Raw genomic sequence first — 23,173 nt, 5'->3', positions numbered from 1 at the left:
GAGTTGATGAGAAACTGCCTCACTACTTTGCCATTACGTTTTTAGTTTGGGAAGGGAGGCGACCATTCCATTAGCCTGTCGGAAAACCAGTCCTTAAGATTATTAACTTGTTTGTCCGCTTTTCGCTCAAACCGGACGAAACCGCAATAAATCGCTACGTCCGTTATCTTGGGCAAAGCAGACGTTCGGTTAAGTCAGATCCAACTGCTGCATATCGCTCAAAGCAGCTTCTCAGATTAACTCAAAGCTTATCGTCCTAAACGGTAAGAGCGAATGTGAACTACTACAACTAATAACATTCACACCACCAACTTATAACCGACACCATAAACTGACTGGATCCAGTTTTCATTGCCTATAACCGTGATTTTTTTTCTGAGTTTTTTAATGTGACTGTCAATAGTACGATCGCTGACAATACGGTGATCCGAATAACAGGAGTTCATCAATTGGTCACGAGAAAAAATCCTGCCGGGCTCAGAACTGAGCAAAGACAACATTTTGATTTCTACTGAGGTTAACGTTATCACTTGCTGTTCAATGGCCATAACCATTCTGTCAGCATCGATAGTAAAAGGTAAAGACACCTTATCTGGTGAGTTAACAGTGTGAGTTCGACGTAACACCGCCTTGACTCTGGCAACCACTTCTTTGGGACTAAAAGGTTTACAAATATAATCATCTGCACCGATTTCTAAGCCAAGTAATCGATCAATCTCTTCTACCTTAGCAGTGACCATAATAATGGGTACTTGGCTTGTTTGACGAATCGACGTACAAATTTCAAGTCCATTTTTACCGGATAACATGAGATCAAGCAAAATGACATCTGTGTGGTGCTGAGTAAGCCAAGGTTCAACCGCCAAACCATCATGTAGAGAGCTAGAAGCATATTCTGCAACAGCCAAATAATCAGCTAATAACGATGCGAGTTTTTTTTCATCTTCAACAATTAAAACATGTGGTTTTTTAGCCATATGTCGTTACTCCAATGGTAAAACGATTAAAATCCCCAAACCACCTAGTTCAGAAACAAACGCACTGATTTCACCATGATGGGCCTCTACAATCTTTTTACAAATAGACAAACCTAGGCCACTGCCTCCGGTTGTTCTATTTCTTGAATTTTCTACTCGAAACAGGTGATCAAAAAGCTTAGGTAAATCTGTTTCATCGACTCCAGATCCATTGTCTTCAAACCTTAATTTGATTTGATTGGTTTGTTGCTGCACTTCAGCAGATAGCCTAAGTGTATCGCCCTCACCGGCATATTTTGCGGTATTAATAAACACGTTAGCGAATAATTGTTTCAATCGTTTTGTATCGCCAAAAATATTAGCTTGTTTTGGCATCTCGCCAAATGTGACTGCTATCCCCTTCTCGCCCAACAACGTGCAGTAGTGGTTAACTTCCTCACGAAGCAAGTGGACTAAATCTAATGATTGTTTACGGTAATCTAGGGATCCTAGGTCATTTCTGGTCAATTCATGTAAATCATCTAACAATTTTTCTAGTTGTTTTACTTCTTCATTTGAAGATTGAATACGCTCCATTGAAAGAGGCCTTACACCATCAAGCATGGCTTCAAGTTCACCTTTAAGCACAGCAACTGGTGTACGCAATTCATGTGAAATATCGGCCAACCAGCGTTTTCGCGCCTGCTCATTTTGCTGCAAGGTTGCAGCGAGTTCATTAAAATCTCTACTTAATTGCGCAAACTCATCTTTTCTTTTTAGGTCGATTCGTTGTTGATAATCACCTGAGGTTAACATGCTCATTGCCGCAGTAAGACGCTTAATGGGCCTGACAAAATGTGCCGCCAATGGAATAGCGATCAACATAGCAATCAAAATTAGGCCTAAAGCAACAAAGACAATATAACGCTGCTGCTGTTCCACAAAACTTAACTCATATCCAGCTGTGAGCTGGTCACGCTTTGATACTGCCAAAAAACCTACGACCTTACCTTCAACTAAGATATCGACGTAACTAAAACTCTGATGCTTTGAATACAAACCGGCCAATAGGGTTTTATCGGGATCTAACAGCGCATAACTGACTTTGAAGATAGGAGGCCCTTTCTGACCAGGTGGTGGGCCAAAGGGAGCACCTGATTTACCTTGATGAGTAGCATTCCTATTTAAATTTTCTTCTGGCACGCCATCCCTATTTAGCCTGTTTTGCCCCGGCATTGGGCGCGGACCTTTAGGACGATTAGGCGGTCTACTGTTAGGCTTAGGATTAAATTCAGAATCAAGTAATCCCTGATCGACGATATTTTTGAAGCGCCTATGTTTACCACTGATTTTCTGCCAATCACCATCTTGTTGATAAAGCTCAGCTAATGAAGACGCCACGACACTCAACGCCTTAAGCTCTCGCTCATTGACATAATCAATCATTCCTTTACCAATACTCCATTGCATAACAAGCACTTGGACAATCACCAAGGCAACACTGGTTACAAAGAAAATAGCGGTGAGTTTATTTTTTATTCGCATATTGCTGCGACAACTCCAATGTTTGATCGGACAAATTTAGCCCTACATAATTGATTCTTGGTGTATAAGATAATAGGAGTGTGATTGAATGTCAGCTTCTAAGGTAAAGGTTCCTTATTCTTTACACAATTGAGTTGGAATTTTTAACTTGTAAGCACTTAAGTCAGTATTAGCCTGAAATCAACGGCCAAGGTATTGATCAATTAAAACTGATAATTTGTCTTGCAGGTGTTCTTCAAAATCATCGAGCTCTTTACCGAAGACTTGCAGATATTTCTCAGCTTTATCATGGTCAAGGCGTTTGTTGTTGGTTTTATATTCTGTTTCGAGTAGCGATTTATCGTAACGAGGAGTGATGACCCAGCGAACAAAGTCAGAGTCTAATCCAGCCACTTCTTTTTTGGCAAACTTACAAAAACCGTCAATATGATCTATACCATCGGGGCCTAAACATCCGGGTTCGACTCTAAATGTCACCGTGAGTTTTTTATACAAAGGTAAGGGTAGATCAAAGGTCATAATTTATTCGTTCTCATCCAATGAAGATAATCCAAAATAAATAATAGCGTAATCATATCAATCTTCCGAGCAAAAAAAGCCGGGCATATAAACACCCAGCTTTTTAAACATAATAATCCTAGCTTTTTGAAGCCTGATAAATGCTTTCAATTGACGAATCCATAGTTGCATCAAATTCAGCATCACTCTGCTTAGCACTCAGACCTTCGGATAATGCGCGAGAAAAACTAGCGATCATACCGTTATTCTCAGTTAGCCTGTTATTCGCTTCTTCCCTTGAATAACCACCTGACAATGCCACAACTTTTAACACTTTAGGATGATTAACCAAGTCTTGATAAAAATTAGCGGTTTCAGGTAGAGTCAGTTTCAACATTACTTGCTGGTCGGCAGCTAAAAGGCCCAAATGTTTTAAGATTGACGCTTTAAGCAATGCTTCAGCTTCAGCTTTTTCAGGGCTGTGAATGTCCACTTCAGGCTCAATAATTGGCATTAAACCAGCATCCAAAATTTGTTTAGCTACGGCAAATTGCTGCTCTACTAAGGCTTCTATTCCTTGTGCATTAGCCAGCTTAACCACAGAACGCATTTTTGTGCCAAATACATTTTTAGCATTAGCTTTGGCCAACAAACCATCTAACTCAGGCATCGCTTTTAACAGCTGCGTACCATTCACTTCGGCTTCTAAACCTTTATCGACTTTTAAGAAAGGTACTACTTGTTTTACGTTCCATAAGTAGCTAGAACTGCTTTGCCCTAAGATGTCTCTATCGAGAGTATTTTCAAACAAAATCGCGCCTAATACTCGCTCTCCGTTAAACACACTTGAGGTGATAATACGCGTGCGCATTTCATGTACTTTGGCAAACATTTCTTCGTCGCCTTGATACTCGGACTCTTCTACACCATACAATCCTAAAGCTTTAGGTGTACTGCCACCGCTTTGGTCTAATGCAGCGATAAATCCATTTTGACTATTAATTTTTGCCAGCATATCTAGTTGGGCTTGTGATGCCATGTGCAACACTCCTATTTTATGTGTTGTAAGCCGATGAGCATAACGGCTTGTAGGGTTTAAGGTAGTAAATTGAGAGCTACAACTCTTCTCATTATTATATTCTATGGGACTTCATCAAGAAGCTATTTAGCCGCTCTAGCTTCTAACATAGCTACTGCAGGTAATACTTTACCTTCTACAAACTCAAGAAAAGCACCACCACCAGTAGAGATATAAGAAATCTTGTCACTTAAATTCCATTTATCAATAGCGGCTAGCGTATCACCACCACCGGCAATTGAAAATGCATCACTATCAGCAATCGCTCGCGCAACAACTTCGGTACCTTTAGCAAAATTATCAAATTCAAACACACCACAAGGGCCATTCCATAAGATAGTTTTGGCACCTTTTAATACTAACGCCACATTTTCAGCGGTTTGTGGGCCGTAATCCATGATCTCTTCGTCGTCTTGCACTTCAGAAACATCTTTTATGACTGCGGGTTCTGACTCCGAAAAGTTTTTGCCTACACGCACATCGACTGCTTCTGGGATATCTAGTGAATCCATTAAACGTTTAGCTTCTGGAATGAGGTCTGCTTCATGTAATGAGCGGCCTACGTTATAACCACGTGCAGCTATAAACGTATTCGAAATGCCGCCACCGACCACTAATTGATCAGCGATTTTAGATAAGGCATCTAATACTGTTAGTTTTGTAGATACTTTTGAGCCACCAACAATCGCCACCAAAGGTCGTTGCGGGTTATGTAACGCTTTACCCACAGCATCAAGCTCTCCAGCAAGTAAAGGACCGGCACATGCTACTGGCGCAAACACTCCCACACCATGAGTTGAAGCTTGAGCACGATGGGCAGTACCAAATGCGTCCATGACATAGATGTCGCATAATGCTGCATATTGTTTTGCTAAGGTTTCATCATCGTTCTTTTCGCCAAGATTAAAACGTACATTTTCTAGCACTACAACTTCGCCTGCTTTAGCTTCAACACCGGTTAAGTAATCCTTCACTAGGCGCACATTAAGCGATGTGTTTTCTTGCATATAATCAACCACAGGTTGCAATGAAAACTCTTCAGCATATTGGCCTTCAGTTGGACGTCCTAAATGCGACATCAGCATCACTTTAGCGCCAGCTTCTACTGCAACTTTAATAGTAGGCAATGACGCGCGAATACGTGCATCGGATGTCACCTTGCCATCTTTTATTGGCACATTTAAATCTTGACGTATTAATACTTTTTTACCGGCTAAATCAAGCTCGGACATTTTCAATATGGACATAAATTACCTTGTAAATAATAACTTCTAAATTTAGCTTCGATTTGTATTGGACTCGGTCTTTGCCATAGCTATTGCTGTATCAATCATTCTATTAGCAAAACCCCATTCGTTATCACACCACACTAAGGTTTTGACTAATTGTTTGTGGCTCACCCGTGTTTGACTGCCATCTACTATACAAGAATGCGGATCGTGATTAAAATCAACTGACACTAAAGGTTCTTCAGTGTAGTCCAAAATTCCTTCCAAGCGCCCTTCTCTGGCTTGTTTCAGTGCTTGGTTCACTTCATCAATACAAACACGTTTTTCAAGGGTGACACTTAAATCCATAGCAGTGACATTGATAGTAGGCACTCTTACCGCTATGGCCTCAAATTTACCTGCAAATTTAGGTAAAATTCGTTCGATGCCTATGGCTAACTTTGTGTCGACTGGAATAATTGATTGGCTGGCCGCACGAGTAAGTCGTAAATCTGTATGGTATGCATCTATCACTTGTTGATCGTGCATTGATGAATGAATGGTCGTAATCGTGCCACTCAGTACATTAAATGCATCATCTAATACTTGTATAATCGGGACAATACAGTTGGTTGTGCAGGAGCCGTTGGAAACAATTAAATCGTCAGCGGTTAATTGATGATCATTAATTCCATAAATTACCGTAGCATCCATATCTGAACCACATGGTTGAGAAAATAGCACTTTTGTAGCACCTTGATCTAAATGCGATTGTCCAGCCGCCCTGTCATTATGTACACCAGAACATTCAAGTACTAAGTCAATATCAAGTTGTTTCCATGGAAGATCATCAATATTTTCGTGCTGCAATAGCAGGATCTCATCTCCTGCAACAACTAGGCGTTTTGCTTGTAATTCAACAGAAAAACCAAAACGTCCATGGGATGTATCGTATTTGAGCAAATGTGCAATGCCTTTTGGCTCAGCTACTTCATTGATCGCTACAACTTTTATTTGAGAATTGCGACCCGTTTCATATAGGGCTCTGAGAACATTGCGTCCAACTCGACCAAAACCATTAATTGCGATACGTAACATAACACTCTTTAATTTTTACCTGAGTATAGAAAAAAGGCGCTAAAAAGCGCCTTTGGAAATAAAAATAGCTTTTAGTTTAAGCCTTTTGCCGCTGCAACTACTGCCTCTGTGGTAATACCGAAGTGTTTCAGTAAAGCCGCACCCGGCGCAGATTCACCAAATGTGGACATGCCCACAACGGCGCCGCCAAATCCAACATACTTATGCCAAAAGTCTACATGAGCGGCTTCAACAGCCACACGTTTAGTCACAGATTTGGGTAATACTGACTCGCGATAATCCGCATCTTGCTTATCAAACACTGAAGTACTAGGCATAGACACAACACGCACAGCTGTACCTGAAGCAGTCAATTGCTCAGCAGCATCAACAGTAATGCCTACCTCAGAGCCTGTAGCGATTAAGATGACATCAGGGGTACCCGCACAATCTTTTAATACATAACCACCTTTAGCTACATTGGCTAACTGCTGAGCATCACGTTGCTGGGCAGGTAGTCCTTGACGACTAAAGATTAATGCAGATGGGCCATCTTTGCGTTCTAGCGCAGACTTCCATGCAACAGCTGTTTCTGCACCATCACAAGGACGCCATGTCGCAAGGTTGGGAGTAAGACGTAAGTTAGCAACTTGTTCGATAGGTTGATGAGTAGGACCATCTTCACCTTGACCGATAGAGTCATGGGTATACACAAAAATATTTGGAATGCCCATCAATGATGCCATACGTACTGCGTTTCGTGCATATTCCATAAACATTAAGAAAGTCGCACCGAATGGACGGAATCCACCGTGCAGTCCAATTCCGTTCATGATGCCACTCATACCAAACTCACGTACGCCGTAGTATATATAGTTACCACTGGCATCATCCGCTGAAATACCTTTCGTACCTGACCAAATTGTAAGGTTAGAGCCAGCTAAATCAGCTGAGCCACCTAATACTTCAGGTAACAAAGTTGCGAATGTTTCAATTGAATTTTGCGAGGCTTTACGGCTAGCCACATTTTCAGCTTTATCTTGTGATTGCTGAATGAAAGCATCGGCTTTTTCCGCAAAATCGGCAGGTAAATCACCAGCTAAACGACGGGTTAACTCTGCAGCTAGTTCAGGATGTGCTTGTTGGTATGCAGCAAATTGTGTATTCCAAGTTTGTTCTTTTTCAGCACCTGAAGCTTTAGCATCCCAACCAGCGTATACGTCAGCAGGAATTTCAAAAGGTGCATAAGGCCAGTTAAGGAATTCGCGAGCGGCTTTAATTTCATCGACACCTAAAGGTGCTCCGTGACAATCGTGGCTACCTGACTTGTTTGGTGAACCAAAACCAATGATGGTTTTACAACAAATTAAGGTCGGCTTAGACGTTTCAGCTTTAGCAGCGACAATCGCATCAGCAATAGCTTGAGGATCGTGCCCATCTACGTCAGCAATAACATGCCATCCATAAGCTTCAAAACGAGCTGGGGTATTATCAGTGAACCAGCCTTCTACATGACCATCGATTGAAATACCGTTGTCATCCCAAAACGCGACCAATTTGCCTAAGCCCAATGTGCCGGCTAAAGAACATACTTCATGAGAAATACCTTCCATCAAACAACCATCACCTAAGAAGCAATAAGTGAAATGATCAACCACATCAAAATCAGGCTGGTTAAACTGTGCAGCTAAGGTTTTTTCGGCTATCGCCATACCAACTGCGTTACTGATACCTTGTCCTAGAGGACCTGTAGTTGTTTCAACACCAGGCGCATAACCATACTCAGGGTGTCCTGGAGTTTTGGAATGCAATTGACGGAAATTTCTTAATTCTTCAATAGGTAGTGCATAACCTGTCAAATGTAGCAGAGAGTATATCAACATCGAGCCGTGCCCGTTAGATAACACAAACCTATCTCTGTTAGCCCAATCGGGGTTGCTTGGATTATGCTGCATATGATCTGCCCACAACACTTGCGCTATGTCAGCCATCCCCATCGGAGCACCTGGGTGTCCTGAGTTAGCTTGTTGAACGGCATCCATACTAAGGGCGCGAATGGCGTTGGCGAGTTCTCGACGTGATGACGACATGTAGTCTCCTGACTGATCCAATAATTATGCTGTACCGTAACTCTGTGCTACAGACACCTAAGTTAGCTGTGCATTTTGTATTAGCTAGCCAGTAACTGCAATGCTAAATCCTTTATGAATCATTATTTGTATATGACTTTTTTTTACACCTTAGCAGAATAAAATTTATAGACGTTTGGACGTCTAGAAGTAAAGACTGGTATTTTATATTTGATTCGTTAAAATACCCCCATAAATCCGTATATCGACTTTGAACCAAGGTGGTTTTATGACCTCACACTTATTTACTTCTGAATCTGTTTCTGAAGGACACCCTGATAAAATTGCAGATCAAATTTCTGACGCAGTTTTAGACGCTATATTGACCCAAGATCCGAAGGCTAGAGTGGCGTGCGAGACCTTTGTTAAGACTGGCATGGTGTTAGTTGGTGGCGAAGTCACAACGTCAGCTTGGGTAGATATTGAAGAAATCACCCGCAAAACGGTTAGAGAAATTGGCTATGTGCATTCAGATATGGGCTTTGACGCCGATTCATGTGCCATATTAAATGCCATAGGTAAACAATCCCCAGATATTAACCAAGGCGTTGATCGTACCTCACCAGAAGAACAAGGCGCTGGCGACCAGGGTTTAATGTTCGGTTATGCAAGCAATGAGACAGAAGTGTTAATGCCGGCACCTATTACTTATTCTCACCGCTTGGTAAAACGCCAATCAGAAGTGCGTAAAAGTGGCAAGCTCGACTGGTTACGTCCTGACGCAAAGAGTCAAGTGACCTTTGTCTATGAAAATAATCAACCAGTTGCAATTGATGCAGTTGTATTATCGACTCAACATGATGAAAGTATTAGCACAGCTGATTTACGTGAAGCCGTGATGGAAGAAATCATTAAACCTGTATTACCTGAAAAGTGGCTAAGCAAAGAAACCAAATTTTTTATTAACCCAACAGGTCGGTTTGTAATTGGTGGCCCGATGGGCGATTGTGGATTAACTGGTCGTAAAATAATAGTCGATACTTACGGTGGAATGGCAAGACATGGCGGTGGTGCTTTTTCTGGTAAAGATCCATCAAAAGTCGATAGATCAGCCGCATATGCTGGACGTTATGTAGCAAAAAATATCGTAGCGGCAGGACTGGCTGACAGATGTGAAATCCAATTGTCATATGCTATTGGCGTAGCAGAACCTACTTCAATCAGCATTGAGACCTTTGGTACAGGTAAAGTATCAGAAAGTGTGTTGGTTGCTTTAGTACGTGAACATTTCGAACTTAGACCTTTTGGATTGCTTAAAATGCTCGACTTAGAGCGACCTATCTACCAAGCAACAGCTGCCTATGGGCACTTTGGCAGAGAAGAGTTTCCTTGGGAAAAAACCGATATTGCTGAACGCTTAAAAGCCAGTGTTTAAATAGTTATATAGAAAAATATAGCCCCATATCTGGGGCTACATTGGTTTTTAACTAAAAGGATTGTGGGTAATCTTGTGCAGCTTCATCACAAGCTGACATGGGTGCTAATCGAATACGTACATCACCTGCAACTCGTACACTCACACATTGTCCCTGCTCCGCTGCTTTATCGTCTGAAATCACACTAACAAGATCGCCATCCACCGCCGCTAGCTGATATTCATAACCATTAGTATCCCCTTCAAACAAAGCGGTGAGTAACCCACCAAATAATCCGCCAATAATGGCCCCAGCTAACATATCCTGACTATTGCCCCTTGAATTACTTAGTAAACCATCTACCGCACCTATTGCAGCCCCTTCTCCCACATATGATTTAAATTTAATTTTCTCTACGTTTTCAACCCATGCATAAAACTCTGTGACAAATTGATTCTTTGCTTGATGGTCTACATGGTTGGAGTTGGCGCATGCCGATAAGAAAAACATCACTAATATTGTTGAAGGAACAACAGAGAGTTTATGCATGATAGATTAAATTTTTAAATTAGTAATAACCTAAATTAGCTGTTTTTAACTGAACGGAAGCTTAATCGATATGACAATTCAGGTTATAATTTAGCTAACTATTAGACTTTATGAATAAATACCATGCGTTGTACTCAATATTTATGCTTAATCGTTATCATCACAACCTTTGTTTCATCATGTGCTAAATCACCACTAGGACGTAACCAACTCAAACTCTATTCTAGCTCCCAGTTGGCAGGAATGGGCGAACAAGCGTTTGCTGGTATGAAAACAGAACAAAAAGTGTCTACTCAGCCAATATCCAATAGATATGTAAAGTGTATTGCCGATGCAATTACACAACATGTACCAAAATCAGTGTTTGCCGGTGAATGGGAGCTAGTAGTATTTGACTCCCCGCAAATCAATGCATTTGCGTTGCCAGGAGGCAAGATTGGCGTATACACAGGTTTAATTGAGCTTTCTGAAAATCAACATCAACTTGCGGCGGTAATTGGTCACGAAGTGGGTCATGTTATTGCCGAACATGGTAACGAAAGAATGTCGAGTAGTGCCCTTATAGGTGTGGGAATGGAAGTCACCAATCAGCTACTAAAAGCAAACGAAATTGCCAGCAGTAATATGATCATGGCTGGTTTGGGGTTAGGCGTAGAAGTTGGCGTTCAATTACCTTTCGGTCGAACTCATGAATCAGAAGCTGACCTGATTGGATTAGACCTAATGGCCAAAGCAGGTTTTGATCCACAACAGTCCATTAATTTATGGCAGAACATGGATAAAGCTAGCGGCGGTGACAGGCAACCTGAGTTTTTATCCACTCACCCACTGCCATCAACGCGTATCAAAAATTTATCCAAGAATATGCCTAACGCAATAAAAAGTTATCGCTTAGCAACGAACAAACCTAACTGTAAAATTTAACTTTTTCAAAGACAAAAAAATGCCGCGCTAGTTATTAACACTAGGGCGGCATTTTATATAACGATTTAAGATTAGTCGTTTTTATGAACATGTACGTCCATTTGAGGGAATGGAATAGAAATACCCTCGGCATCAAAACGCAACTTAACGGCTTCGTTAAAGTCAAATTTCACTGCCCAATAATCACCAGAGGCAACCCAAGGACGGACTACAAAATTAACACTACTGTCTGCTAATTCTGCCACTGCTACAGTAGGTGCAGGATCTTTTAAGATACGGTCATCGGCTGCAACCATTTCATTTAATATTTCTTTAGCTTTTTTCAAATCACTGTCGTAACCAATTCCTACCACCATATCAACTCTACGAGTTTCTTTGGCTGAATAGTTAGTGATGTTGCCACCATAGATACTACCATTTGGTACTATGATTTCTTTGTTATCACCTGAGGTCATTACTGTGGTGAAAATGCTGATACTTTTAACCACACCAGTTGCACCACCGGCCTCGATGAAATCACCGGCTTTAAAAGGTTTGAATACAAGTAACATCACGCCTGCAGCAAAATTCTGCAATGAACCTTGTAATGATAAACCTATTGCTAGGCCTGCTGCCGCTAAAATGGCTGCTAACGACGTTGTATCAACACCTAGTTGATCTAAAGCTGCAATTATGACGAACAGCATTAACACTGCTCTTGCAATCGCTTTAACAAAATCAATCAACATGTCGTCATACTTAGAACGAGCCATGAGTTTGCCAACCACATTCATCAATACACCAACAATCATTTTACCAACAACGTAAATGACTATTGCTATAACAATATTTATTCCCCAAGGGATAACATATGTGTCCATCATCTGGGACATTTTATCTGCGTCAAATCCAAACATTTTTATTTCCTACCTTTTTATTAAAAGTTGCCACTAATTAAGATGCCATTCTCCATGCCGAGCCCACGATAGTCGAAACGTCATTTTAATCAATTAGACAATAGTCTACTGTTATTATTTTATGCCTAGAATTAGGGCGTTTCATAATTTTGTCATTTACTCAGTAGATACTTGACCCAAGTCAATGTTTTAACATAATTCATTTGGTTAAATTGATTTAAATAAAAAAAAATTTAATGCTATAATGTAGTTCACCTATTTTTGGTGGCCTAATATTTTTATAAAGGAATTGAAAATGTTACTAGTCAGTTTATTAGTTATTTCTTTGGTTTTACTTTTCGGCTTTTCGATGTCTAGAGAAAAGGGCAAAAACACTAAGTTTGCTCGAAAAGGTGCTAACGCCATAGCGCAAGAACGAGAGACAACTCAATCTATTAATACGTCTGAAGTGATTGAGATTAACTGAGCAATAATGAGAAGCTAGGCGGAATTGAACCATCCGCCAACGCTTAATATTTTATCAAGTCTATTTTTCACTTTTATACTCATACTACTTCGTCATTTCATAGCCACTTTACCTAAATCACTTTAAGTTACCCACGTGTTTTTGAGGTGGCACCGACATATTTTCTCTTCTTTAAATTTGACTCTGTTGATACCATTTATAAAAACCTTAGCGAGCAAAGCAATGCGCATCAGCAGAATCTATTACCCATTTGAATTATCCACTGACAGTTATGTTACTTTGACTGATGATGCCACTAATCATGTAGCTAACGTTTTACGTGCTAAAGCGGGGCAAGCCGTGGTTTTATTTAATGGTGACGGAAACGAATATAGTGGCGAACTGTTTGAAGTGGCAAAACGTAAGGTAGTCGTTCGCATTGAATCTAAGATTTCAATAAGCATTGAATCACCACTTAGTATTCATCTAGGCCAAGGAATATCTCGGGGTGACAGAATGGAATGGGTGATCCAGAAGTCGGTCGAATTAGGTGTAACCGAAATCACTCCTCTAATTACCGAACGTTGTGGTGTGAAACTGAGTAAAGAAAGGTGGTCTAAAAAACATGAACAATGGCAAAAATTAGCCATAGCTGCCTGCGAGCAGTGTGGCAGAAACGTATTACCTATATTACATACACCTAGTTTATTTGCTGACTGGGTAAACTTATCCACCAATCAGGTTCGTCTCACATTACACCCAAGAGCCGAGAAAGCGTTTAGACATATATCAATGCCTCCTGCTGGAGCGAGATTATTGATTGGTCCAGAAGGTGGGTTTTCAGAACAAGAAATTTATCAAACAGAGCAAAGTGGTTTTCAAACCATTCAACTTGGGCCTAGAGTGTTACGCACAGAAACTGCCGCTGTCAGCGCCATATCTGCTCTACAAGCAATTCACGGAGATCTTTAAAAGGCTCAGTAACTTTACAACTGAGCAAAATATGATAGATTGTTGATAAAGTATAGTTCTAATAAAAATAATAAATTCTATGCAACCCCTACAACTTGTTTCAAATGATGACAATGAAAGAAATATTGCGTTAGCCTCACAACGCATATTGGATGATGCACGAGCCTATTCAATGGAAAACTTGTTAAATGGCAAGCCATTAGATAGCGCCATGAAAATAATTACCGAGTGTTTGGAAACTATATTAGGCAGTTGCCATTGTCAGGTACTGTTATTTGATAGCAATAGGCCTATTTTCCGTGTTCTGCATAAAAGTAATGGCCAACATCCAAGATTTGTTAACAATGTCATCAAATATCTATTAAACAATTCTAAGTCTGATTTTAAAAAAGATCTAAAACACGGAGTACAGGTCATAGAACCTGATGTCTGTGCGTCCAAATCTTGGAAGGCTATGCATATCGAAGCGAAGGAATTAGGCATTGTTGCCAATTGGTTCGTGCCAATAGTGTCTGAAGACGGGACCATTAGAGGTGTATTTAATGCTTTGTTTAATACCACAAGAAATGCCGACGCGGGTGAGTTATTACTACTAAGACGTGCAGCTAATAGTGTCTGCGCATTGTTAGCTCATTCCAAAAACAAAACTAAAGACTTGCAACAAAAAGTAGCCCTTCATAAAAAATATGTGGTGCAAAAAGATATCGCAGAAGAAGTGAGTAGCTTACTAAAAAAAGCTATTGAGCAACGAGCGGAAGTGCAAAGTCAGTTGCTAGAATTGGAAAGTATGGCGGCGTTAGGCACAATGATGTCGAGCTTAACTCATGAAATCAGTACACCTATTGGGGTTTCCGTAACCGCTGCAAGTTTTCTAGAGGACATGCAAAAAACCTGTTTAGAAAAGGTCCAAGATGACCAATTGAAACGTTCTGAACTCATCAACTACTTAAAAGAATCGGCTGAAGCATCGCAAATAATTGAACGTAATATGCTCAGAGCAGATGGATTAATCAAAACATTTAAACGTTTATCGATTGACCAACACAGTCAAGACGTTCGCACATTTTCGCTTTGCGAATATGTATACGAAGTTCTACTCTCGCTTAAACCTAGGTTAAAACAAACGCCACATAAATTTTGTGTCGATATTCCAGCCGACTTATCTGTGAACAGCAACCCAGGTGCTTTGAGTCAACTGCTCATTAACTTAATTATGAATTCTGCTCATCATGCTTTTGCCCCAGATATAGAAGGGCAAATAACGATTAAAGCCAATGTTGAATTTGACTCAATAGGAAACAAAAAGCTTGTTTTGATTTACCGAGACAATGGTAAAGGTATGAACACGCAAACAATTGAAAATATGTATAAACCTTTCTTCACGTTAGCCAGAGAAACCGAAGGTTGCGGATTAGGTATGCATATCTGTAACAACATAGTGATGAAAGTACTTCGAGGCACCATTGATTGTCATTCAGAATTGGGGAAAGGTGTTAAGTTCACTATTGTATTGCCTGTATAACCGCCCTTTTCTAGAACTCAAACGTTATCACTGGTCATAAAAAATGCCCGCTAAATAAGCAGGCATTTTTTATTTTTAACAGTGAAAAACAATCACTAAGTTAATGCAATATTCTAGTTTTGATCGTGCCATCAATTTTTTGTAATTGCTCAAATGCCTCTTCCGCATGGTCAGTCTCAACATCAATTACTACGTAACCGATATTTTCATTCGTTTGCAAATACTGAGCAGCAATATTTAAACCTTTCTGAGCAAAGGCTTGGTTAATTTGTGTTAATACACCAGGTGCATTTTTATGAATATGCAGTAATCGTGAACGGTCTGTATGTTCAGGCAAAGACACTTCTGGAAAATTAACTGCTGACAAAGTCGAACCATTATCGCTGTACTTGGCCAATTTCCCAGCCACTTCAATACCAATATTTTGCTGGGCTTCTTGAGTACTTCCACCAACATGTGGCGTTAAAATAACATTGTCGAACTGGGTCAATGGTGATTCAAAAATGTCATCATTTGACTTCGGTTCCACAGGAAATACATCGATTGCCGCACCGGATAATTTGCCACTTTTTAACGCCTCTACCAAAGCATCAATATCAATCACTGTGCCTCTGGCTGCATTCATGAGTATTGCGCCATCCTTCATCATTCCGAGCTCTTTGGCACCAATCATGTTTTGAGTTTGCTTAGTCTCTGGCACATGTAGACTTATTACATCAGAAGTGTTTAATAATTGTTTTAATGTTTTAGCTTGAGTTGAATTCCCCAAAACCAACTTATTCTCAATATCAAAAAACTGCACTCGCATGCCAAGATGTTCGGCTAAGATACTTAATTGAGTACCTATATGGCCGTAACCAATAATACCTAGTGTTTTACCACGCGCTTCGAAAGATCCCACTGCGCTTTTATCCCAAATACCTTTGTGGGCTTTGGCATTTTTCGCTGGAACACCACGCAATAACAGAATGATTTGCGCCAATGCTAATTCTGCTACAGAACGAGTATTTGAAAACGGTGCATTAAACACGGGGATACCACGTTTTTGCGTAGCCACTAAATCAACTTGGTTTGTGCCGATACAAAAACAACCTACAGCAACCAACTTATTCGCAGCAGCTATAACGTTTTCATTTAGCTGTGTTCTGGAACGGATCCCAACAAAATGAACGTCTTTAATTTTGGCAATCAACTCTTCTTCTGGAAGTGAGGTTTTTAAGTATTCAATATTTTCATAACCGCTAGCTTGAAGCGTATCCAAGGTACTTTGATGCAAACCTTCAAGTAATAATATTTTGATTTTTTCTTTTGGCAACGACACTTTGCTCATGAGATTTTCCACGTGGCAGTTTAAATTGAGACATCCGGACGTCTATTTGATGGAGAAAATAGCAGAAATCAACTGGTTAAGAAAGGCTATTATGGCTATTGTTTATGCATTAATTGTTTAACGGCTCGCTTCATTACCCATGCACAAGGGTGAAAATTGACATTGTTCTGCTAGGTAGTAGATTTTCAATAATTGTAATTGTTTTATCAAGCCAAAAATCGAGGAGAATGATAATGACTATCAGAGACTTCAAAACGCTATTTAGTGACTACAACCGTGGTCCTGTTTCATTCATACATATGTTATCTAACCCTATTGCAGCAGCCCGAGATACGGCCTTACTTCAAGAGGACATTGACCAATTAAAAGAGGCGATTGCCAAATCAGAAAAAAATACCAGCACAAAACTGGCTTTTTACGGTAGCCATCACTTAGATAAGGCCATGCAACTGAATCATATTGCTTACCATACTAAACAATCGGTCTGTTTCGTTGACTGTCAACGCTTACTCGACAAGTATATTGGCGAAACCGAGAAACACCTATCAAAACTCATTGCCCAAGCAGAATCAGAAAACTGGATATTATTCTTCGATGAAGCTGATGCTTTATTTGGTCGACGCTCAAAAGTAAATGAAACACATGATCAATACGCTAATCAAGAAGTCAGTTATTTGTTCAAACGACTATCTCAATATCCAGGCTTATCTATACTTTCCCTTAGTGAAAAATCTAAGCTAGAAAATGTTCGATATTTAATTGATGGTGTTATCACTTTTCGCTAATACCAGGTGTAACCTAACCAATCCCTGGTGCCAAAGAGATATTTTCTATTAATTCAAGCACCTCAGGGTTAGCAAGTGCCAACTGACAACCTTGCTGTTCCTCAGTATGCTGCGCTGAACAATCCACCTGCCATTGTCTTAGTACATAAGCCGCAACGGCGGCCCTTAATTGCAACGATAACACCCCATCAGACATACCATAATCCATCTCAATCGCCTTCGACTGTTTAAGCTTCGGATGGGGAACAAGCACAATATTCACCATTTGCTGCCATTGCTGATCATAAGGACTGGCTTCATGCACATGTAAAGGCCCTTCAATAAGGTCAACAAAGGTAAAACGAGTAGACACAAAATCCCGAAAACCATTGTTCTTACGGTCATAGGCACGCACATGCCAGCGATGACCATTATTAACAATTGAATGAGGCACTAACGCTCTTTCAGTTTCACCAGAAGATACTGACACATAGCCACACTTGAAGGCCTGTTTATTATGGATAGCACGCATGATGCTAGCAATAATAGCGACGTTAGGATGTATTAGCCTAACCGCATCAAAACACTGCTCTGATGGTTGCACACCTGTAGATATGCCATTACCAAATCCACGACTAAGAGAAGCCAAGATCACCTGTGGATCATGTTTAAATACAGGTTGGAAATCATCCATTCGATGGTAACTTTTGGTTTGATGTCGCAAAATAAGGTTCTGTGGGGCAAGTTCCTTATAAGTACTGAAGTCTCTGGTACTTGCCGCTAGCCCGGTTTTAAAACGTTGGATCAGATCTGTGCGAGCAATATGACCAAAAAACTGCAGACTAAAATCAATAAATGCTAAACGGTCTTTTTGAGCATGAGTTAACTCTGCTAGTTTTTTATCTATTTGCAATTCATCAAAATTATTTTGGTTTTTCATTTGGATAGACTCATAATGACTAGATCATAAAAGACTAAATGAGTTCCACCTACAATGCAATCATTATGATTGCATCACTAATTTAATCAATTATAAAATCGAGTCCAGTTATGAATGACAAATTAAATAATGACGCGCTAATGGCACTAAAAATAGCCTTTAGCTATATGCCAAAAGCCATTGAAGTGACTAAGTATGAATATGGTGATCGTTATAAGGTTGTATTGGCTCACATAGAAGCAGTGCGAGAAGTGTTGTTAATCAACGATGTCGATCCAGATGAAGTATGTGGGGAAATAGATCCGGATAACACGCCGAACTCAAGTTATTAAGTCTATCCAGTGTAGAGATTATTTAGGTTCCATTCTCCCCTAAACCATTTATTCATTCTCTTTGGATATTAATTTCTGCTTTAAGGGCCTCTATATCTGAGATCAAATAACCTACAGACGCACTATTTAGACCATTGTATATGCCACGTACATGTCGATTTTGGTCGATAAGCAGAAGGCTTTCTGTATGTAAAAAATCATCTGTTTTTTGAATATTACCTAAATCTTCACTGGCAAAGTAAGCGCTTTTAGCCAACGAATAAATAGTTTCTCTATCACCCGTAGCTAAATGCCATTTTCCACTGACTATGCCATTATCATTAGCGTATTTTTTTAGTGTATCAACTGTATCTGTATTGGGCCTAATTGAGTGTTGAAGAATTTTAACATCTGCATCTTCAAGAAACTTTTCCTGCACCTTGTTAAGTTTAGTCCTTATCGCAGGGCAAATTCCAGGGCAAGTACTAAAGAAAAACCCTGCCACATAAATTTTATTTTCGAAACTTTTTTCACTGACTTCTTGCCCATCCTGATCCATAAAACTAAAGGATGGAATACGGTGAAAATTTTCAAGCTTAGTACTATTACCCTCTAACCAATGAGGTGTAAATTCTGCACTATTGTAGTAAGGCAAACTGTCAGATGCCTTTGCTGCTGAACTTACCAAAAACAATAAAACGCTAGAGAGTATTATTTGCTTGAAATTGGTAGTACTCAGGAGTGATAACCTCGCCTTTAAGCCCAACACAATTATTTGCTTTTCTAAGTCCATAAATCCGCCCGTTTTTATATTCAAAATTGGAAAATAATTTACCATTTTCACGCCAAGCTTGTTGCAACCCAACAGGGTTACCAGCGTGATAATTAAATTGTTTAAACTTTGCACCACTTCGATACCAACGTTTACCTAATCCTTCAGTTTTGCCTTTAATATAAAAGAAGTCAGAACGAAGGTTGCTATTGGACCACCAAGTTTTGGTTATACCGTCTCGAATACCCGCAGCATAAAATGATTCATAACCCAATAAGCCATTGGCAAACCATTTTTTAGAATAGCCCTGACGCCTACCATTTATAAATTGGTCGGCGGTAGCGACTTTTCCGGAATCGTGATAACTCACCATTTCGCCAGTAAAAGGTTTGTTTTGGTATACGCGCTGACCTTGCTGGTTAATTGATATTTCTGATTTTCCGATAATTAATTGGGTCCCAGAGCTAAATTCAATAGTTGTAGTGATGGCCGCTACAACCACCAACATACAAAAAAGTAGCCCTATACCAATACGTCGCTTAATTAATATCACCCGGAGTCCCTTGGAAGTTTCCTGGGAATATTAAATAATAATCACCGTTTAGATATTGTTCAGTTGAGACGTGATAATGGTACTCAGCATCCTCTGCTCCAGAGCCTGTATATAAGGTTACTGAACTATGGCCATTGGATTCATCAAGCTCAGTGGGGTAGTCTGCCGTTGAATAACATCTTCTGCCGAAAATTAAAAATCCATCAGCCATAATTTCTACAAGAGAGTCATCATCATATGAAATGGCTTTGGGTTCTAAGTGGTAGTGATAGGTCTGTGGACCCGTATGAGCACCATTGCGGTCAAAACCTTGGATAACCCCCAGTGAAACATCACCGTTACCTTCAGAATCATTAAAGATTGGGGCACCACTAATTGCAATGCCAATTGCGCCAAGTGGCGTTGCCGACGAACTACTCGCTAATTGTGGAGACACCGAGACAGTCAAATTAAAATCATTAATATAATCTTCGATATCGCCAGGCGATCTTTGTGTATTAAACAAAGCTGCGTCTTCAGGTTCAACATACAAACCACTGTCGTTTCCTGAATCCCAATAGGATGAAGTATGATCAGGCTTACCAGCAGACTCAAGGGCGACAGTACAACCGTCTTCAGATAAAACAACTGTCACATTAGGCGCTGCAACGAATTCGAGTAATGCGCTTGAAAGTTCTGTCACCGGTGAGTCGCACGTAGTAGTTCCACTGCCTACTTCAGTGACTGTACCTGTATCTGTCGACTCTGATGAGCCACTACAAGCTGATAACATCAATGTCGATATTAGTGTAGCTAATACTCCCTGATTGTATTTATAAGTAACGTTTTGCATTTGTTTACCTTATTACATTAATTGTTAACGCCAATTCGATCTCACAATCGATAATCTGGGGAGGAAGGTAACAAACAATCTATGTAGTAAATGTGCAAACAATGTGGAACAAATGATTAGATCACACCAGCTGCTTTAAATAGCTGAATATGCACCTCCACCAAGGCTGCTATGTCTCGTTGATAACCACCACCTATAACTGCAGCGATAGGTAGACCTTGTTGCTGGCAGGTGTCAAAAACCAAACAGTCACGTTGATACACTCCTTGCGTACTAATGTGTAAATGCCCTAAATCATCATTAATATGAATATCTACACCTGCATCATAAATAACTGCATCAGGTTGATAGGTATTAATCGCTAACTGTAAAGCACAGTCGACCGTTTCCAGATACTCTGGATCGGTTGTGCCTTTAGGCAAATTAAAATCGAGGTCTGATACTTGTTTTCGATGAGGAAAGTTTTTCTCACCGTGGATAGAAACGGTATATACCTGTGGGTTGCCCTCAGCTAACTTTGCGGTTCCATCACCTTGATGTACATCACAATCAAAAATCAACACCTTATCAATGTTTGGTTTTTGTAACATGGTTAGAGCCGCTAAATACAAGTCATTAAACAGGCAAAAGCCCGAACCATAATTGGCAAAGGCATGATGATAACCACCGGTTAAATTCAATGCTTTACCATGTTGCAAGGCTAATTCAGCAGTTAAAATGGTGCCTCCCACTGCGGTTAATGAACGCTGAATAAGTTGTGCTGACCAAGGAAAACCAATCCGGCGCATCGCTTTAGCATCTAAGGTGCCACTAACAAGTTGTTGTACATATTGCGGATTAAATACTTGGCATAAGTCTTGTGATGAGACTGGGATTGGCTGCTGAAAGCATTTATCTGCAACCCCTTGCGCAGCTAATCTATCTCGGATCCCTTGATACTTTTCAATCGGAAAACGATGGCGCACCGCTAAATCGAGTTGGCTATAAATTGGATGAAATACCAGTGCAGTCATAGTGATAGTTAATTGCCAGTTCAGAGATAATGAATTCTAGTTATGCACAATATCAGTTCAAAACACGTTAAAGTATGCTGAATTAACAAATAAACCATTGAGGAAGAGATTGTGAGAACCACGCAACCAATTTTATCTGTCTTTTTGCTTTTTACCTTTGCACTGACAACACAAGCAAAAGAATTAGAATATAAAGATCAACAACCATTACGTGATATTCAACAACAGATTTCTGCAAAACGCATTGAACATGACATTCGTAAGTTAGTTGGCTTTGGCACCCGTCACACCCTTTCCGAAACTAAATCGGATACTCGAGGTATAGGTGCAGCTAGACGCTGGATAAAGGCAGAATTTGATAGTATTTCTAAAGACTGTGGCGGTTGTCTAAAGGTGTATTTTCAGTCACAAACCATCCAAGGCGAAAAGCGAATTCCTGATTCGACTGAAGTCGTCAGTGTAATTGCAGTGCAAACTGGAAGCACCGATCCTAACCGTTACGTTATGATGTCTGGCGATATAGACTCGCGTATTTCAGATGTGATGAATTTTACCGATGATTCACCTGGCGCAAACGACAATGCTTCGGGCGTGGCTGGTACACTAGAAGCAGCTCGCATACTGAGTAAATACAAATTTAGCGGTAGTGTTGTTTACGCTGCGCTAGCCGGTGAAGAACAAGGCCTATTTGGCGGCAAAATATTAGCCGAAGCAGCACAAAAACAAGGCTGGCGCTTAAAAGCCGTATTGAACAACGACATGATTGGTAATATTTCCGGCATCAACGGAGTAATTAACAATACCACGGCTCGAATTTTTGCTGAAGGCACTCGCTACACCGAAACTGACGCACAAGCGCGAAATCGCCGGTATACAGGCGGTGAAGTAGACTCTCCTAGTCGCAACTTGGCCCGTTATATCGATTTGATGGCAGACCGCTATATTCCTAACTTAGATACTATGGTCGTTTATCGCTTGGACAGGTTTGGCCGTGGAGGCCACCATCGTCCCTTTAACGATTTAGGTTATCCGGGCGTTCGTATCATGGAAACCAACGAACATTACGACCGTCAGCATCAAGATTTACGCATTGAAAATGGCGTGGCATATGGCGATACCATTGAAGGTGTTAATTTCGAATATGCCGCCAAACTAACAGCTTTAAATGCGGTTTCTCTTGCTGGTATGGCATGGGCCCCTTCCCCACCAGCCGAAGTCAGTATCAAAGGAGCCGTGCAACCTAGTACCACATTAAGTTGGGCAGCCTTAGACAAAAAGCAAAACAAACAACTGGCTGGGTACAAAATTTATTGGCGTTACACCGACGCACCTCAATGGCAATACAGTAAGTTTGTAGGAGACGTTACCGAATACACCTTAGAAAATGTGGTAATAGACAATTACTTCTTTGGTGTCGCAAGTGTGAGCAAAGAGGGTTTTGAGAGTCCAGTGGTGTTTCCCGGCGCTGCAGGAGCATTTGGCGAATAACAATAATATAATCTAA

General features: G+C 40.4%; 23 protein-coding genes. 8 read left to right on the top strand and 15 right to left on the bottom strand.

Annotated elements, in window-relative coordinates; translation table 11 throughout:
- Positions 1 to 299: 299 nt before the first annotated feature.
- The 7 genes from QZ488_RS07340 to tkt all read right to left on the bottom strand — a co-directional run bounded on the left by QZ488_RS07340 (position 300) and on the right by tkt (position 8,452).
- Positions 300 to 977: a response regulator gene (locus tag QZ488_RS07340; RefSeq protein WP_293747186.1), complete on the bottom strand. Its 678-nt coding sequence runs from the start codon at positions 975 to 977 to the stop codon at positions 300 to 302.
- A gap of 6 nt (positions 978 to 983) precedes the next feature.
- Positions 984 to 2,501 (bottom strand): ATP-binding protein, encoded by a 1,518-nt coding sequence (locus tag QZ488_RS07335; protein WP_293747185.1) that lies wholly within the window; start codon positions 2,499 to 2,501, stop codon positions 984 to 986.
- A 180-nt stretch (positions 2,502 to 2,681) separates the two neighbouring features.
- The gene (locus QZ488_RS07330; protein ID WP_293747184.1) at positions 2,682 to 3,020 is read right to left on the bottom strand and encodes a hypothetical protein; all 339 of its coding nucleotides are present in this window, start codon (positions 3,018 to 3,020) and stop codon (positions 2,682 to 2,684) included.
- Positions 3,021 to 3,138: 118 nt separating this feature from the next.
- Positions 3,139 to 4,038 (bottom strand): fructose bisphosphate aldolase, encoded by a 900-nt coding sequence (locus QZ488_RS07325; protein ID WP_293747183.1) that lies wholly within the window; start codon positions 4,036 to 4,038, stop codon positions 3,139 to 3,141.
- 122 nt (positions 4,039 to 4,160) lie between these two features.
- Positions 4,161 to 5,324 carry a phosphoglycerate kinase gene (locus QZ488_RS07320; protein ID WP_293747182.1) on the bottom strand — a complete coding sequence of 388 codons (1,164 nt, stop codon included), beginning with the start codon at positions 5,322 to 5,324 and terminating at the stop codon, positions 4,161 to 4,163.
- A gap of 30 nt (positions 5,325 to 5,354) precedes the next feature.
- Entirely contained in the window at positions 5,355 to 6,383 is a 1,029-nt protein-coding gene (epd, locus tag QZ488_RS07315) for an erythrose-4-phosphate dehydrogenase (RefSeq protein WP_293747181.1), read from the bottom strand.
- A 71-nt stretch (positions 6,384 to 6,454) separates the two neighbouring features.
- A complete protein-coding gene (tkt, locus tag QZ488_RS07310; RefSeq protein WP_293747180.1) occupies positions 6,455 to 8,452 on the bottom strand; it encodes a transketolase in 1,998 nt (665 codons plus the stop codon).
- Positions 8,453 to 8,720: 268 nt separating this feature from the next.
- Between tkt and metK the strand changes: the two genes are divergently transcribed.
- Entirely contained in the window at positions 8,721 to 9,866 is a 1,146-nt protein-coding gene (gene metK / locus QZ488_RS07305; protein ID WP_293747179.1) for a methionine adenosyltransferase, read from the top strand.
- A gap of 52 nt (positions 9,867 to 9,918) precedes the next feature.
- Here the strand turns inward: metK and QZ488_RS07300 are convergent, their stop codons facing one another.
- On the bottom strand, positions 9,919 to 10,395 hold the full coding sequence (locus QZ488_RS07300) for a hypothetical protein (RefSeq protein ID WP_293747178.1): 477 nt from the start codon (positions 10,393 to 10,395) through the stop codon (positions 9,919 to 9,921).
- Between the two features lie 123 nt (positions 10,396 to 10,518).
- Between QZ488_RS07300 and QZ488_RS07295 the strand changes: the two genes are divergently transcribed.
- On the top strand, positions 10,519 to 11,319 hold the full coding sequence (locus QZ488_RS07295) for a M48 family metallopeptidase (RefSeq protein WP_293747177.1): 801 nt from the start codon (positions 10,519 to 10,521) through the stop codon (positions 11,317 to 11,319).
- Between the two features lie 71 nt (positions 11,320 to 11,390).
- On the opposite strand, the gene QZ488_RS07290 is transcribed toward QZ488_RS07295, so the two are convergent.
- Entirely contained in the window at positions 11,391 to 12,215 is an 825-nt protein-coding gene (locus QZ488_RS07290; RefSeq protein WP_293747176.1) for a mechanosensitive ion channel domain-containing protein, read from the bottom strand.
- A 295-nt stretch (positions 12,216 to 12,510) separates the two neighbouring features.
- Between QZ488_RS07290 and QZ488_RS07285 the strand changes: the two genes are divergently transcribed.
- The 3 genes from QZ488_RS07285 (at position 12,511) to QZ488_RS07275 (ending at position 15,154) form a co-directional block, all read left to right on the top strand.
- Entirely contained in the window at positions 12,511 to 12,681 is a 171-nt protein-coding gene (locus QZ488_RS07285; RefSeq protein ID WP_293747175.1) for a hypothetical protein, read from the top strand.
- 222 nt (positions 12,682 to 12,903) lie between these two features.
- Entirely contained in the window at positions 12,904 to 13,632 is a 729-nt protein-coding gene (locus QZ488_RS07280) for a 16S rRNA (uracil(1498)-N(3))-methyltransferase (RefSeq protein ID WP_293747174.1), read from the top strand.
- Between the two features lie 79 nt (positions 13,633 to 13,711).
- Complete coding sequence (locus QZ488_RS07275; RefSeq protein WP_293747173.1) at positions 13,712 to 15,154, top strand: HAMP domain-containing sensor histidine kinase; 1,443 nt, start codon at positions 13,712 to 13,714, stop codon at positions 15,152 to 15,154.
- 100 nt (positions 15,155 to 15,254) lie between these two features.
- On the opposite strand, the gene serA is transcribed toward QZ488_RS07275, so the two are convergent.
- Positions 15,255 to 16,484: a phosphoglycerate dehydrogenase gene (gene serA, locus QZ488_RS07270; protein WP_293747172.1), complete on the bottom strand. Its 1,230-nt coding sequence runs from the start codon at positions 16,482 to 16,484 to the stop codon at positions 15,255 to 15,257.
- 233 nt (positions 16,485 to 16,717) lie between these two features.
- Between serA and QZ488_RS07265 the strand changes: the two genes are divergently transcribed.
- Positions 16,718 to 17,269, top strand: coding sequence for an AAA family ATPase (locus QZ488_RS07265; protein ID WP_293747171.1), 552 nt, complete (start codon positions 16,718 to 16,720; stop codon positions 17,267 to 17,269).
- Positions 17,270 to 17,282: 13 nt separating this feature from the next.
- On the opposite strand, the gene QZ488_RS07260 is transcribed toward QZ488_RS07265, so the two are convergent.
- Complete coding sequence (locus QZ488_RS07260; protein ID WP_293747170.1) at positions 17,283 to 18,188, bottom strand: WYL domain-containing protein; 906 nt, start codon at positions 18,186 to 18,188, stop codon at positions 17,283 to 17,285.
- Between the two features lie 110 nt (positions 18,189 to 18,298).
- On the opposite strand from QZ488_RS07260, the gene QZ488_RS07255 reads away from it, so the two are divergent.
- A complete protein-coding gene (locus QZ488_RS07255) occupies positions 18,299 to 18,520 on the top strand; it encodes a penicillin-binding protein (protein WP_293747169.1) in 222 nt (73 codons plus the stop codon).
- Between the two features lie 52 nt (positions 18,521 to 18,572).
- Here the strand turns inward: QZ488_RS07255 and QZ488_RS07250 are convergent, their stop codons facing one another.
- From QZ488_RS07250 to QZ488_RS07235, 4 genes are all read right to left on the bottom strand, one after another.
- The gene (locus QZ488_RS07250) at positions 18,573 to 19,193 is read right to left on the bottom strand and encodes an SCO family protein (protein WP_293747168.1); all 621 of its coding nucleotides are present in this window, start codon (positions 19,191 to 19,193) and stop codon (positions 18,573 to 18,575) included.
- A gap of 7 nt (positions 19,194 to 19,200) precedes the next feature.
- Positions 19,201 to 19,824 (bottom strand): toxin-antitoxin system YwqK family antitoxin, encoded by a 624-nt coding sequence (locus tag QZ488_RS07245; RefSeq protein ID WP_293747167.1) that lies wholly within the window; start codon positions 19,822 to 19,824, stop codon positions 19,201 to 19,203.
- The gene (locus tag QZ488_RS07240) at positions 19,811 to 20,656 is read right to left on the bottom strand and encodes a YHYH protein (protein WP_293747166.1); all 846 of its coding nucleotides are present in this window, start codon (positions 20,654 to 20,656) and stop codon (positions 19,811 to 19,813) included. Before QZ488_RS07240 ends, QZ488_RS07245 begins: the two co-directional genes overlap by 14 nt.
- A 116-nt stretch (positions 20,657 to 20,772) precedes the next feature.
- A complete protein-coding gene (locus QZ488_RS07235) occupies positions 20,773 to 21,669 on the bottom strand; it encodes a histone deacetylase (protein ID WP_293747165.1) in 897 nt (298 codons plus the stop codon).
- A 129-nt stretch (positions 21,670 to 21,798) separates the two neighbouring features.
- Here QZ488_RS07235 and QZ488_RS07230 point away from each other — a divergent pair, with 129 nt between their 5' ends.
- On the top strand, positions 21,799 to 23,157 hold the full coding sequence (locus tag QZ488_RS07230) for a M28 family metallopeptidase (RefSeq protein WP_293747187.1): 1,359 nt from the start codon (positions 21,799 to 21,801) through the stop codon (positions 23,155 to 23,157).
- The last annotated feature ends 16 nt before the right edge of the window (positions 23,158 to 23,173 follow it).

This window comes from uncultured Paraglaciecola sp. (assembly GCF_913020055.1).
Classification (GTDB): Bacteria; Pseudomonadota; Gammaproteobacteria; order Enterobacterales; family Alteromonadaceae; genus Paraglaciecola.
Note: the sequence above shows the minus strand (reverse complement) of the source record. Positions and strands in the feature narration are given on the sequence as shown.